Source organism: Paucibacter hankyongi, from assembly GCF_037482915.1.
Taxonomy (GTDB): Bacteria; Pseudomonadota; Gammaproteobacteria; order Burkholderiales; family Burkholderiaceae_C; genus Paucibacter_A; species Paucibacter_A hankyongi.
This window is the reverse complement of the sequence record NZ_JBBHJX010000001.1, coordinates 135,236-148,747: the sequence shown is the minus strand read 5'-3', so window position 1 is coordinate 148,747 and position 13,512 is coordinate 135,236. Positions and strand designations below refer to the sequence as shown.

At 63.8% G+C, this 13,512-nt stretch carries 8 protein-coding genes; 2 read left to right on the top strand and 6 right to left on the bottom strand.

Going from position 1 to position 13,512, the window contains the following annotated elements; all coding sequences use genetic code 11:
• Positions 1 to 24: 24 nt before the first annotated feature.
• The 6 genes from WG899_RS00605 to kynU form a co-directional block, all read right to left on the bottom strand.
• A complete protein-coding gene (locus WG899_RS00605) occupies positions 25 to 6,195 on the bottom strand; it encodes an SPM autocatalytic domain-containing protein (RefSeq protein WP_339593681.1) in 6,171 nt (2,056 codons plus the stop codon).
• Positions 6,196 to 6,663: 468 nt separating this feature from the next.
• Entirely contained in the window at positions 6,664 to 7,812 is a 1,149-nt protein-coding gene (locus tag WG899_RS00600; protein WP_339593680.1) for a branched-chain amino acid ABC transporter substrate-binding protein, read from the bottom strand.
• Positions 7,813 to 7,855: 43 nt separating this feature from the next.
• The gene (locus WG899_RS00595; RefSeq protein ID WP_339593679.1) at positions 7,856 to 8,191 is read right to left on the bottom strand and encodes a c-type cytochrome; all 336 of its coding nucleotides are present in this window, start codon (positions 8,189 to 8,191) and stop codon (positions 7,856 to 7,858) included.
• A gap of 31 nt (positions 8,192 to 8,222) precedes the next feature.
• Positions 8,223 to 9,893 (bottom strand): LVIVD repeat-containing protein, encoded by a 1,671-nt coding sequence (locus tag WG899_RS00590; protein ID WP_339593678.1) that lies wholly within the window; start codon positions 9,891 to 9,893, stop codon positions 8,223 to 8,225.
• A gap of 68 nt (positions 9,894 to 9,961) precedes the next feature.
• Positions 9,962 to 11,014, bottom strand: a complete 1,053-nt coding sequence (locus WG899_RS00585; RefSeq protein WP_339593677.1) for a porin — start codon at positions 11,012 to 11,014, stop codon at positions 9,962 to 9,964.
• A gap of 118 nt (positions 11,015 to 11,132) precedes the next feature.
• Positions 11,133 to 12,392 (bottom strand): kynureninase, encoded by a 1,260-nt coding sequence (kynU, locus tag WG899_RS00580; RefSeq protein WP_444718794.1) that lies wholly within the window; start codon positions 12,390 to 12,392, stop codon positions 11,133 to 11,135.
• Positions 12,393 to 12,547: 155 nt separating this feature from the next.
• Here kynU and WG899_RS00575 point away from each other — a divergent pair, with 155 nt between their 5' ends.
• Positions 12,548 to 13,018, top strand: coding sequence for an Lrp/AsnC family transcriptional regulator (locus WG899_RS00575; RefSeq protein WP_263538249.1), 471 nt, complete (start codon positions 12,548 to 12,550; stop codon positions 13,016 to 13,018).
• A 63-nt stretch (positions 13,019 to 13,081) separates the two neighbouring features.
• A complete protein-coding gene (locus tag WG899_RS00570; RefSeq protein ID WP_339593676.1) occupies positions 13,082 to 13,420 on the top strand; it encodes a hypothetical protein in 339 nt (112 codons plus the stop codon).
• The last annotated feature ends 92 nt before the right edge of the window (positions 13,421 to 13,512 follow it).

Here is a 13,512-nt window from a genome sequence, read left to right as displayed (position 1 = left end):
ACCCGAGCCCAAGTCTGGCTGGCCTCAGATCAGCCAGTTATTGCCTTGCTGCTGGTCTTGGTGGTGCTTGAGTTGCTCCATGCCGTAGCTGCTGAGCCAGCCCTCGCCGGCTTGTACGCGGCTGTGGCTCAGCTGTGGGTCCGCTTGGGCGGCGCCGTTGGGCTCTGCCAGCAGCGGGCCGCTAGGGGCATGCAGCAAATCGCTCAACAGCGGCGCGGACGCATGGCCGGTGGCGCTGCTGCTTGAAGTCTGGCCAAACCACACATCGGCCAGCTCGTGGCTCTTGCCGTCGCTGGTTTTGTAGGCGCCTTCCAGGCCGATCAGGTTGCCGTTCTGGATCTTGTCTTGCGCGGTCGCGTGCAGGTCCAGCTCCACCACATCGAGCTCCTTCAGGCTGAGCAACTTGCCGGCAGCGCCATGGCCGCTGTCGACCCAGACCTTCAGATGTTGGAACTCGGCATCGGCGGCGCTGATCTTGCCGTCGTGATTGCTGTCTAGCTGGGCCAATGCCTGGAAGCCGTTGTCGGCCAGATGACCATCGGCCAGGCGGGTGGCCGTGCCAAAGAGCTCGGCGCCACTGTCGATCTGCCCATTGCCATTGCGGTCCAGCGCCAAGAGGCCGCTGCCCTGGTCCACCCAACCAATCTGGGTGGCGTGGCCGGTGGCATTGATGTCAAAGCTGACGCCATGCGCGGCATCGACCGTCTGCACGCCAATGCCGCTGAGGTCCAGCACCAGCGGGGAGGCGGCGCTGAGGGCGGCCAACTGGGCCGGCGTCATCGCCTCGCGCTGCAAGCCTGTGAAGGCGGCCACATGGGTCATGTCCATGCTGGAGAGCGTCGCGGTGCTCATGGCCGCTATCTGCGCCTGAGTGAAGGCTGCGACATTGGTCAAGGGCAAGGCATTCAATTGCCCGACCGACAAGGCTCCCACTTCGTCCGGACCCAGCGCAGCGATCTGCTTGGTGGAGAAGAGGGCCAGCTCCTGGGCGCCAATGGCCTGCACCTGATCCACGCTCAGCATGGCGATCTGCGCGGGCGTCATGGCTTGCAGATGTTGCGCCTCCAAGGCCGTGATGTGGCTGGTGCTGAGGGCATGAACTTCGGCCGGCGTCAGCGCTGCGAACTGTGCTGAGCTCAGCCCCGCCACTTGCTCGGGCCTGAAATCATCAAACTGGCTGGGCGCCATCGCATGCAGGGCCGCCGTGCTGAGGCCTGGCATTTGTTCGGGGCTCAGCGCCGCCAGTTGCTCTGGCTTGAGGCTGAGCACCTGCAGGACGCTGAGGCCGCCGAGTTGCTCGACACTCAGTGCCGCAATCGCCACGGTGCCCAAGTTGCTGAGATGAAAAGCCGAGAGTGAACCCAGTTGGGGCGCGCTCAGGCTGCCCAATTGCTCAGGGCTGAGGGCCTGCAATTGGTCCAGGTTGAGCGCGGCCACGGCGGGCACGCTCAGGGCCACGACCTGTTGCGGCAGCAGGGCTGAGATCTGGCTCACGCTCAGCGCCTGCGCCTGGGCAGCGCTTAGCTGCGAGATCTGCACCAGATTCATCGCTTGCAAGGCCGCGCTGGAGAGGGCGCGAATCTGGCTGCTGTCCAGCTCGGCCAGTTGCTCGGTCCCCAAGGCTGCAATCTGCGCTGGGCGCAAGGCGCCAATGTGGGCGGCGCCCAGCGCATGCAGCGCTGCGGGCGTGAGGGCGGCCATGCTGTCCGGGCTGATCGCCTGCAACTGCGCATCGCTGAGCTGCTGCACCTGGCTGTTGCTCAGCGCATGCACCTGGGCCGGGCTCAGCCCTTGCAAGGTGGCGCTGTCCAAGATCTGCAGTTCTTTGGCATTCAGGGCGCCGATCTGCGCGGTGCTGAGGGCGAGGGTCTGGGTGCTGTTGAAAACGCTGAATTGCGCGCTGCTGAGGTTTTGCAGCGCCGCGACCGACAGCGCGGCCATCTGGGTTGCGCTGAGGCTGGCCAGCTCGGCCGTGCCCAAGCCTGGAGCCTGGGCTGCTGTCAGGGCGCCGAGTTGCTCGGTGCTGAGCTCCGGCCGGGCGATCGAGGTCAGCTGCGCAATCGCCGCACTGCCCAGCGTGGCGAAGGCGGTGGGGCTGATGGCGGCGAGGTCATGGGCGGCGACGACCGCCAGCTGGTCGCTGTTGAGGGCGGCGATGGTGGCCGGCGCCATGGCGCTGATCTGCCGGCTGCTCAGGGCGTCGAGCTGGGCGGTGCTCAAGGACTGCACCTCGGCCACCGTCAGGGCCTGCATCTGTCCGGTGCTCAAGCCCGCCAGCTGCGCAGAGCTCAGCACGCCAATGTTGGCAGTGCTGATGGCAGCAATCGCGCCGACGCTGAGGGCGCCCAGTTGGCTGCTATTCAGTGCCAGCAAGTCGGTGCTGCTGAAGGCGGCCACTTGGCTTGCGCTCAAGCCGGCGACCTGGTCGCTGCCCAGCCAGCCCAGCTGTGCTGTCAGTGCGGGGAAGACGCTAGCGCTCAAGGCGCCAATCTGATTGCTGCTGAAGGCTTGGAACTGCGCACTGCTGAATTCTTGCAGCTGCTGGCTGTCGAGTTTTTGCAAGGCAGCGCCTGAGAGGGCTCGGACCTGCGCCGAATCAAGGGCGTGCACTTGGTCAATACTGAGTCCCGCGAGTGCGCTGCCATTGAGCGCTTGCACCGCCGCGGTGTTCAAGGCGTGGACCTGGGCGGTGCTCAGGCTCAGCCATTGCTGGCTGCTCAGGCCTGCCAGAGCGCCGCTGTTCAGGGCCTTCATTTCCCCTTCGCTGAGGGCCGAAAGCTGGCTGCTGCTGAGTGCTTGTAGCTGGCGCGAGCCCATGTTGGCCCATTGCGTATCGCTGAAAGCGGCGAGGCCTTGGGTGCCGAGGCTGCGCATTTCGGCGTTGTTCAAAGAGATTAGTTGGGCGGAGCCGAAGGCGTGCAAGGCATCGGCCGACAAATTGCTGAACTGCGCGCTGTTGAGTGCGCCCAGCGCTGCGGTGCTCAGCGCCGCGGCTTGCGCGCTGCCGAGCTGGCCCCAGTTGGATGCCGTCATCGCATGTGCCGCCTGGGTGCTCAAGACAGCCCATTGCTCGGCCTTGATGGCGCTGACCTGGGCGGGAGCCAAGGCGGCGGCCGCGTTGCTGGGCAGGGCCGCAAAGGCCGTCACGCTGATGGCCGCCACTTGAGCGGGTGTGAACTGTGCGAACTGCTGCGTTGTCAGGCTGGCCAGCTGGCTGCCCAGCAAGCCATTGACCTGCTGCGTGCTCAAGGCCGCCAGATTGCTATCGCTGAGTGCATGCAACTGGGCTGCACTGAGTCCGGCCAGCTGGCTGGGGCTGAAGGCCGACAGCTGTGTCGTGCTCAAACCGGCCACCGTGGCCACGGACAAACCACTCAGCGCCGCGGGCGTCAACGCGCCCAACTGATCCTTGCTGAAGGCTTGCAGCTGGTTTGCTGTCATCGCTTGCAGATGGCGAGCGCTCAGTGCGCCCAGCTGTTCGCTTTCCAGGCCTTGCAGCGCTTGGGTGCCGAGCTTGGCCATCTGGCTGGCGCTCAGCGCAGCCAGTTCGGCGGTGCTGAACTGCTGTAACTGGCCGCCGTCCAGCGTGGCCACTTGAGCCAGGCTGAGCGCACTGATATGGCTGGTTCCCAAACCGGCCCACTGGTCTGCGTTCAAGGCATGCAGCTGAGTGGAAGTCCAGCCGCTCATGGCGATATTGGGCAGCGTCGCGACTTGCTCAGGGCTCAAGGCCTGGATCTGCGCCACGCTCATCGCGCCACCGGCGGCCGCACTCAGGGCATGTAAGGCCGCCTGGGGCAGGGCCGCAAGTTGGTTGGGACTGAGTGCTTGGATTTGCTTCGCGCCCAGGCCGGCCGCTTGGGCCGCGCTGATGCCGGCCAGTTGGTCGATGCTGAGGGCGGCCAAGGTGGCGTCGGGCAGGGCGCGCAACTGGCTCGCACCGAGGGCGCCAATCTGGGCGCCGCTGAGGGCGGCCATGTCGGCGCTGCTCAAGGCGGCCAACTGGGCATTGTTCAGGGACGAGAAGGCCTGTGGCGCAATGAAGCGGAACTGGTCAGGGCTGAGCGTGCCAATCTGGTGGGCGGTCATGCCCGCGATTTGGCGCGCGCTGAGCGCGCCCAGCTGGTCGGCATTCAGCGCGGCCAAGGCTTGGTCATTGAGGCGGCTGATCTGTTGGCTGCTCATCGCGGCCACCTGGGGGGCGCTGAGCGCGTCGATCTGGCCGCCGTCCAAGGCGGCAATCTGGGCACTGCCCAAGGCTGCGATTTGGCTGGTGCTGAGGCTGGCCAACTGGGCCGGCGTGAGGCCGCCCACGGCGGCGCTGCTCAGCGCATTCAAGGCTGCGGGCGAGAGGGCACGCAGATGATCATGGTCCAGCGCCGCGATCTGCGCCGTTGACAGCGCGGCAGCCGTGGTGGCGCCCAGGCCGGCCAGGGCCGAGGTACTCAGCGCGCCCATCTGGTCGGGGCTCAGGTGGCGAATCTGGCTGATGGTCAATGCCGCTAATTGCGCCGAACTCAGCTCGCCCACTTGGTCCAGGCCGAGTTTGTCGAGCAAACCATCTCCCAAGGCCCGCAGACTGCTGGCATTCAGGGCTTGCATCTGGCTGCTGCTGAGCGCGGCGAAATCCTCGGCGTTGAAGCCGGCCACCTGGGCGCTGCTCAGGCCGCGTAAGGCACTCATGCTGAGTGCCGCCACCTCGTCCGCGCTGAGCAGGCTGAATTGCGCGCTGTTCAAGCCCTGCAATTGTTTGCTGCTCAAACCAGCGAACTGCTCGGCCGTGAAGCCTTCGATCGCCGCACTGCTCAAACGTCCAAACTGAGCGGAACTCAGCGACTGCAGCTGTTTGACCGAGAAGCTGTCAATGGCGGCTGCATTCATGCCCTGCAGCTGCGCCGTGCTGAGCGCACCCACCTGGGTGCCGGTCAGACCGTCCAGCTGATCGGCGCTGAGTGCATTCAGCTGACTGAGCTGGAAAGCTCGCAGTGCCTGGGTGCTGAAGGCGCCGAGCTGATCGGAGTCGAGTGCGCCCAGCTGCAAGGTGGTCAGCGACGCTGCACCCAAGGTGGCCAGGCCCCGCAGCGCGCTGGTGCTGAGCGCACCGATTTGCTCCGGGCTCAGCTGTTGCAACTGATGTGTGCTCATCGCATTGAGCTGGCTGGAGGTCAGCGAGCCGAGGTCGCTCACTTCCAGCCCGCCCAAGGCCTTGTCAGACAAACCGCGTATCGCTTGGCTGCTGAGCGAGGCCAGTTGCTCGGGCGTCAACGCGGTCGCCTGGCCGGCGTCCAGCCCTTGCAACTGGCTGCTGCTCAAGACATGCAGGGCCGCGGTGCTGAAGGCCTGAAATTGATCGGTGCTGAAGGCCGCCAGTGTGTCGGAGGTCAATCCGCTGAGCTGGCGCGAGCCCATCAGCGAGACCTGGCTTTCATCGAAGTTGGCCAGGCGACCCGAGCCTAAGGCATTGAGCTGTTGGCCGCTCAGCCCGCGCAGCTGCGCGCTGCCCAGGCCTTGCAGTTCGAGGTCCGAGAAGGTGTTGAGCTGCGTGCTGCTGAGCGCGGCCACTTGCTGACTGACCAAGCCTTGCACCTGCTCCAGCCCCAGGCTTTGCACCTGACTGCTGCTCATGGCGATGATCTGTGCCGTGCTCACGGCATGCAGTTGATCGACGCTGAGCGCGGCCACGTTGTCGGTGCTGAGAGCTGCCACTTGCTGAGTGCGCAGCAGCTGAATCTGCGAGCTGGCCAGGGCCTGCACGGTTTCGAGCTTGAGCTCGTTGATCTGCGTCGTTGCCATCGCCGTCAGCGCGCTGCTGCTGAGAGCCTGCACCTGCGGGGTGCTCAAGGCTTGCAGCCACGTGGGCTGCAGGGCCGGCGCCTGGCTGGCGGTCAGTGCCCGGAAGGCGCTGGTGTCGAGCGCGGCCATTTGATCGGCCTGCAGTGCGCTCAGCAGCTTGACCGGCCACAGCGAGATCGCATGCGCGTTCATGCCGTGCAGCGAATCGTCGTTCAGGCTGGTCAGCTGGCTGGTACTAATGGTGTTCCATGCCGTGACCGACATCGCGCTGAGCTGCGCGGCCGTCAATGCGGCCATTTGCTCGCCGCTGAAGGCCAGCCAGTCCGTGCTGCCAAAGGCGGCGATGGTGGCCGTGCTCAATGCGGCAATCTGGCTGGTTGACAAAGACGGGATGGAAGACATCTGAAACTCCGATTCGAAAAATCCTCTCAAGTTTTGGATTTCTCGTTCGAAGAATGTACGAAGCCTGTCGCTGTGCCAGTCCGTGAAATAAGGCCGCCCTTTCGTTCAACTGTGGTGCGAATTTGGGCGAACGCGTGAACTGAGCGGGAGTTCAGTTGCTTATCCGGACATTGTCTTGCCTGTCTTGGGTTATGGGGCGCAGGAGGCCGGCGCGAAGCCGCATACCCGCACCCCAGACCGTCGATCACAGGCAGCTGAAAAGAACAGCCGAAAAAAAGCAGCCTGAAACCGCACTGGGCTTCAAGGCTGCCAACAACTCAATCGTCTAACGAATAATTCAACCGGTGGCGTCCATGAGCGCCGACCCGGGCTTGCACGCTCTCCCCATGCGCGCCAGGGTCGGGCCCATGAACTCCGGTGTGCGGAAGGCTGGTCCTCGCGGCCGAGCCTGTCCGTTCAATTCAAGAATTAGCGGACCACCGACAGCGCTTCGCGAGCGCCGCCCTTGTAGGTGTAGAGCGTCAGGGCGCCGTTCTTGATGTCACCCTTGGCATCGAAACTGATGTTGCCGGTCACGCCCTTGTAGTTCTCGGTCTTGGCCAGCACCGGGAGGTACTTCACCGGGTCGGCCGAGCCGGCCTTCACCATGGCGGCCACCAGCACGCCTACGGCGTCATAGGAGTAAGGCGCGTACACCTGCACTTCCAGCTTGGTGGCGTTGCGGAAGCGCGCGCGGAAGTCTTCCATTGCCTGCTTCTGCGCAGCGTCCACACCGCCGGCTTCGGCGCAGTAAACCTGTCCATCGGCCATGGTGCCGGCCGCCAGCTTGGGCAGCTCGGCGGTGCAGATGCCATCGCCGCCGATCAGCTTGGCGTTGATGCCCAACTGCTTCATCTGGCGCAGGATGGGGCCGGCCACAGCGTCCATGCCGCCGAAGAAGATCACATCGGGCTTCTTGGCCTTCAAGCTGGTCAGGATGGCGGTGAAGTCCGTGGCCTTGTCATTGGTGAACTCGCGGCCGGCGATCTTGCCGCCCGCGCCCTTCACGCCTTTTTCGAACTCATCGGCCACGCCCTGGCCATAGGCCGTGCGGTCGTCGATGACGGCGATCGACTGGCCCTTCAAGTCCTTGGCGGCGTAGCGGCCCAGCGTGCCGCCCAGGTGCACGTCGTCCGCCACCACGCGGAAGGTGGTCTTGTAGCCATTGCGGGTGAACTTGGGGTTGGTGCTGGAGGGCGAAATCTGCGGCACGCCGGCATCCGAATAGACCTTGGAGGCGGGGATGGAGGTGCCCGAGTTCAGATGCCCGACCACACCGTTGACCTTGGAGTCCACCAGCTTTTGGGCGGCCTGGGTGCCTTGCTTCGGATCGCCAGCATCGTCTTCGCCCAGCAGTTCGAGCTTGACCTTCTTGCCGCCGATGACCACGCCCTTGGCGTTTAGTTCGTCGATGGCCATGCGGGCGCCGAGTTCATTGTCCTTGCCCAGGTGGGCGATAGCGCCGCTGGTCGGGCCAACGTGGCCGATCTTCACGACTTCTTGTGCCAGGGCGGCGGTGGAGGCCAGGCCCAACAGGCTCAGGGCGGCGCAAGCAATGACGTTCATCTTCTTTTGCATCAATGAAAAATCTCCGTGAGTGGGAGCCGTGCGTTAGCTTGGCTCAGGGTGTGGACAAAGAGAGGAGCCACTGGGCGATCAACTTGGCCTCAGCCTCGCTGATCTGCACATTGGCCGGCATGCGGGCGACACCCCAGCGCCCGCTGCTGCCTTCGAGAATGCTTTTCTTGAGCTGGTTCGCTGCCTGGCTCTGGTCTGAATTCCCCCGATAGCGGGCGGCAATCTGCCGAAACGCGGGGCCCGCCTGAGGCTCATCCAGGCTGTGGCAGTAGATGCAGTGTTGGGCCCAAGCTGGGCGCTCTTGCGCCGACAAGTCGGGCGCAGTCAACAAGGCAGCTGCCGAGCACAGCAGGGTCAAAACGCTCAGGCGGTGTTTCATTCCAGAGATCCAGGCAGGAAGCGAACGTGCCTTACTTCTTCAGGTCAAACTTCGGGGCGCCCAGCAGCGAGCTGGAGACGGCGTAAGCCCCGTGGTTGGTGAAGACCCAGATGATGTTGCGGTCCCACTCGATGAATACGCCGTGCGTCTGGTCACCGAAGCTGAGGTTCATCTTGGGATCCACGGTCTTGGGCACGAAGTAGCCTGCGATCTTGGGCGCGGCAGGGTTGCTCACGTCATAGATCTGGGCGCCTGCGTTGTAGAACGCGTAGATCAGGTACTTGTCGCTCGGCGTGCCGGGCTGATGCCAGTAGCCGCTGCGCTTGGGGCCGAAGCTGCCACGGCGCTGGCAGTAATCGGTGAAGGGCGCGGCCTTGGGCGGTGTTGGGCGCGGCAAGGTGTTGATGATCTTGGGATTGGCCGGGTCCTTCACGTCGATCGAGTAGATCTCCTTGTAGGGCTCGTAGCAGTCGTCGTTGAGCGGATAGCCGCTGTAGTAGACGATGCCGGTCTTCTCGACCTTGGTGACGTCGATGTTGTCGCCTTCGGTGCCGGCTTGGCTGACGGGCATGTCGATCTTGCCTAGCGGACGCATCTTGGCTGGGTCGCTGATGTCCATCACATGGAAGCCCATGCCACCCATCGCGGCGTAGCCGTACTTGCCGCCCTTCTCAGGATCCTTGGGGATGAACAGCGGCATGCGCGCGCCCATCCAGGCGGTCTTCTTGCCGACGCGCGGGTTTTTCTTGTATTCCTCTTCTTCGCCCAGGCGCGAACCCGGCACCCACCAGGTGGCCAGGCGCTTGGGCTTGTAGGGGTCCGACAAGTCAAAGGCCATTTGCGCCTGGTTGTACAGGTAGTTTGGATATTCCTGGTTCACAAAGGTGTCGTCCGGTGCGCCGGAGACGAACAGGTATTTGCCACCCCAATAAACCGGGATGTCGCCGCAGCCCGAGCCTTGCTGGGGCATCTTGTCGGCCGAGCCGTAGGCGTCCAGCGGCAGCTCGGAGATCTTCTTCCACTTGGCTGGATCGGGGCTGTCGATCTCAAACACGCGGAAGCCACGCAGCAGCTGCGCGTTCTTGATGCTGGCGATCTTGCTTTGCTCTTCGGGCAGGTACTTGTTCTTCAAGATGCCGAAGCGGGTGACTTCGTAGCACTGCACCGCGATGTTCTTCTTCAGGCTTTCGTTCCACTGAATGGTCAGCGGGCCGAAAGGATGTTCCTTGCTGGTCCAGCCCCAGTCCTTGGCGGCGATTTGCGTGACGGCGCGCGGGTCGGTGATGTCGAAGACTTTGTAGATGGTCTTCTCATGCTGAATCATGTAGCGGCGGCCGTCCATGTCCACCGTGGTCTGCCACGAGTGGTAGGGGCTGATGAACATCTGGGCCTGATAGGCCTCGATCTTGGTGTTCTCCAGATAGGCGTTCTGGTCCAGATAGTCGAGGCTGCCCTTGATCGGACGTGTGCCGGGGATGGCCGGCACTTCAGCCGGGTGCTTGAACTTGCCGGTGGCGGGGTCCAGGCCGTACTGAGAGGCGTCGACATGGGCTGGCTCGCCGGGGGCGCGCTTGGGTTCGTCGAGGTTTTCCTTGACGGGGATGCGCGGCGCATCGGCCGGGCCGGGAATGATGACGGGCTGGGCCGTCGCGCAGGCAGCCAGGCTGGCCGCCAGCAGGGTGCTGATGAGAGAGCGATTCATGGCGTGGGGTGTGCTTTCGGAAAATGGGGTCGGCCACGTATGCCGCCGACCCTGTGAGTTAACTGCTGTCAGAAGGCGTGGCGCAGGCCGAACATATAGCCCGCTGGGTTTTCACCAGACTTGGGCGACAGGCCCCAGTCGATCGGGTACTCGGCGCCGGCGCTGCCGGGCGTGCCGTTGTGCACGCTGCCGTAGGTGGCGTACAGCGTGGTGCGCTTGGAGAAGTGATAGGTCGCGCCCAGCGTCACGCCGGTGGCGTCAGCCAAGGCGCCGGTGGCGTCATCCCGGCGCACCACGCTGGCGAACAGGCGGATCTGTTCGTTCACCGAAATACGTGTGCCGAGCTGCAGGCTCTTGCCGTGGGTCTTGAAATCCACGTAGGGCGGGTAGGCGTAGTAGCCGTTGTAGTCGTGCAGGATGGCGGTGAGGTCGAACTGGCCAATGCGGTAGACGCCCGAGACATAGGTGTCGCGCGAGGTCTCGTTCGTCTTCTTGGTTTTGTCCCAGATATTGCTCTTGTTGTGGATGTCATTGGCCACACTCAGGAACAGTGGGCCGCCCCAGTACGAGGCGCCGAAGCTGATGACGCGGCCGTTCTTGCTGTTGTCGCTTTCTTCCTTGCCTGCGGTCACCGTGGCGCGGACCTGGAAGCCGCCGGCGAACTTGGCCGAGTTGAAGGAGATGGCATTCGACTCGCGCCAGGGCGCGTAGAACACCATCATGTTGTTGACCGGGCTGTAGGCCGAGCCATAGCTTGGGTCGGCGTAACCGTAGAGGTTGTAGGACGACAGGTTCAGGCGGCCCAGATTGATGTCGCCCCAGTCCTTATGCGCCAGCTGGATATAGGTTTCGCGCGAGTTGGCGTCCATGGCGCCGGTGTCGGGCTTGAGGATCATCTCGTGGCGGATCTTGGCGGACAGGCCGTCACCCAGGTCTTCTTTGGCGGTGAACTCCAGGCGCGAGGTGGTCAGGCCGCCGGAACTGAGGCGGTTCAGTGTCTTGCCGCCCGAGCTGATGTGCTCAAGCGCGGCATCGACATAGCCAGAAATGCTCACTTGCGCTATCGCCGGCGCGCAGGCCAGCAGCGAAGCGGCCGCCAGGGCCAGGGGGGTACGAAGCATGGACAGGTTCTCTCTCACGGGGGTCTCCTTTGAGGATCTGGAACGTTGGTCTGCCGGGGGAGCGGTAGGGACTAGGGGGGGAACTCTTTGCGGTGCGGTAAAAACTTGTTCAGGCGACTCAGGTCACGGCCTTCTTGGCCATGAACTCGGGCTTTTGCCAGTCGCCGCTGGACATCACGTCCTTCAGCAAGGCGATGGCGTCCCAGACATCGGCGTGGCTCAGGTAGAGCGCGGCAAAGCCGAAGCGCAGGATGTCGGGCGCGCGGAAGTCGCCGATCACGCCGCGGGCGATCAAGGCCTGCACGATGGCGTAACCCTGCTCATGCGTCAGCGACACCTGGCTGCCGCGCAACGCGTCTTCGCGCGGTGTGGCCAAACCAAAGCCGTAGGTGCTCAGTTCCTGGTCGACCAAGCGGATGAAAAGCGAAGTCAGCGCCAGGCTCTTGGCGCGCAGCGCCTGCAGGTCCACGCCGTCGAAGGCGGTCAGTGCGGCTTCCAGCGCGAACAAGCCCATCTGCGGCGCGGTGCCAACCAGCATGCGGTCGATGCCGGGCGCTGGCTCATAGGTCTGACCAAAGGCAAAAGGCTTGGCGTGACCATGCCAGCCCGTGATGGGCTGACGCAGTGCTTCGTGATGCCGTTCGGCCACAAAGGCGAAGGACGGTGCGCCGGGGCCGCCGTTCAAATACTTGTAGCCGCAGCCGACGGCAAAGTCCGCCTCGCAGCCGTTCAGATCGCATGGCATGGCGCCTGCCGTGTGGGCCAGGTCCCAGATTACCAGCGCGCCCACTTCATGGGCACGGCGGGTGATGGCCGCCATATCAAAGGTCTGGCCGCTCTTGTAGTTGACATGGGTCAGCGTCAGCACCGCCACGTCTTCATTCAGCGCGGCCATCACATCCGCAGGCGCCACCGGGCGGTGCTGCACACCGCACAACTCGGCCACGCCGCCGGCCACATAGGCGTCGGTGGGGAAGTTGCCGTTCTCGCCCAAGATGATCTTGCGACCGGGGCGCAGGCGCAGCGCCGCCACCAGCAGCTTGAACAGATTGACCGAGGTCGAGTCGGCCACGATCACTTCGTTGGGCTTGGCGCCAATCAGCGCCGAGATGCGGGCGCCCACGCGCTGCGGCGCCGGGTACCAGTCGGCATCGTTCCAGCTGCGGATCAGGCCGACGGCCCATTCCTGCTCGATGGCCTGCTGCATGCGGCCGGGCACGGCGCGCGGCATGGCGCCGAGCGAATTGCCGTCCAGGTAGATCACGCCGGGCGGCAGGGCGAAGCGCTCGCGGCAGGCGGCCAGTGGGTCGTTCGCGTCGAGCGCCAGGCAGTCAGCGCGAGAGATCAAAGAGTGAGGAACAGCGGAGGCAAGCGTCATGGTTTTTGGGTGCTGCGCATCTGTATCTGCACAGTCTTTCATGTATACAACGAGGCCAGTCTATGTTTTGTTTTTCAGATTTATTACCAAGCTAACCCTACCCACTCTCGTTTGGGGTAAATTCATTCCAACTTTGCTGAAAATTGGAATTTCTTATGCAAATCGAGATCGATGCGACCGATCGGGTGTTGTTGAAAGCGCTGCAAGACAACGCACGCCTCACGACGTCGGAGCTGGCGCAGCTAACCGGCATGTCGCAGTCGCCCTGTTGGCGACGCATCAAACGCCTTGAAGACGCTGGCCTGATCGCCGGCTACAACGCACGGCTGGACCGCCGCGCCCTGGGCTATGGCGTGATGGCTTTCGTGACCATCAGCATCGACAGCCAGGACGAAGACCATTCGCTCGAATTCGAGCGCGCGGTGCGCGACATCCCCGAAGTGGTGATGTGTCACGGTGTCTCTGGTCCGGAGGACTTTGTGTTGGTGGTGGTGGCGCAAGACCTGGACAGCTATTCGCAGCTGATGCAAACCAAGCTACGTCGCCTGCCGGGCGTGAAGATGATGCGCACCAGCTTCTCGATGCAAGAGGTCAAGGGTCTGGATGGGATGCCGATTCCGGAGTGAATTCGGCCTTCGCTCGCGTCCTCTTTGGAGTCCGCCGGATCAAGGATGAGTCATCGATGAGCAATGACCGAAGGATTCTTCTCAACGGCCCGGTTTTGGGCGGCGCCGTCGTGCACAGCCTTGTTTTGTACTCGGTGGCCGAAGCCACTCGATAGGCAAGACCATTACGGCGCACCCTCTCTGTCCTTCATCTACGAGCATCTGGCTTACCCCTTTGGCCTGAGCACGCTCGGCGCCGTGCAAATGCAGGGTTTGGGTATCTCGCTGATCAACAACCCGTGTGAATCGCAGCAAGTGCGAATTCGGCGCGGCGAGCAGCAAGCCATCTACCACTACGCCTATGGTCGGCTTTTGCAGCAAACGCGCGAGCCCGCGCGGGTTAGCTTTCAGGCAGAACCTTGAGTGGCCGGCTGTGCCCGGCGCCGGCGGCCGAGCCTATCGATCAGGCCGTCTTGGGGCAGTGGATCGAAGGCTTGCACTCCCGCCAGCCTGGG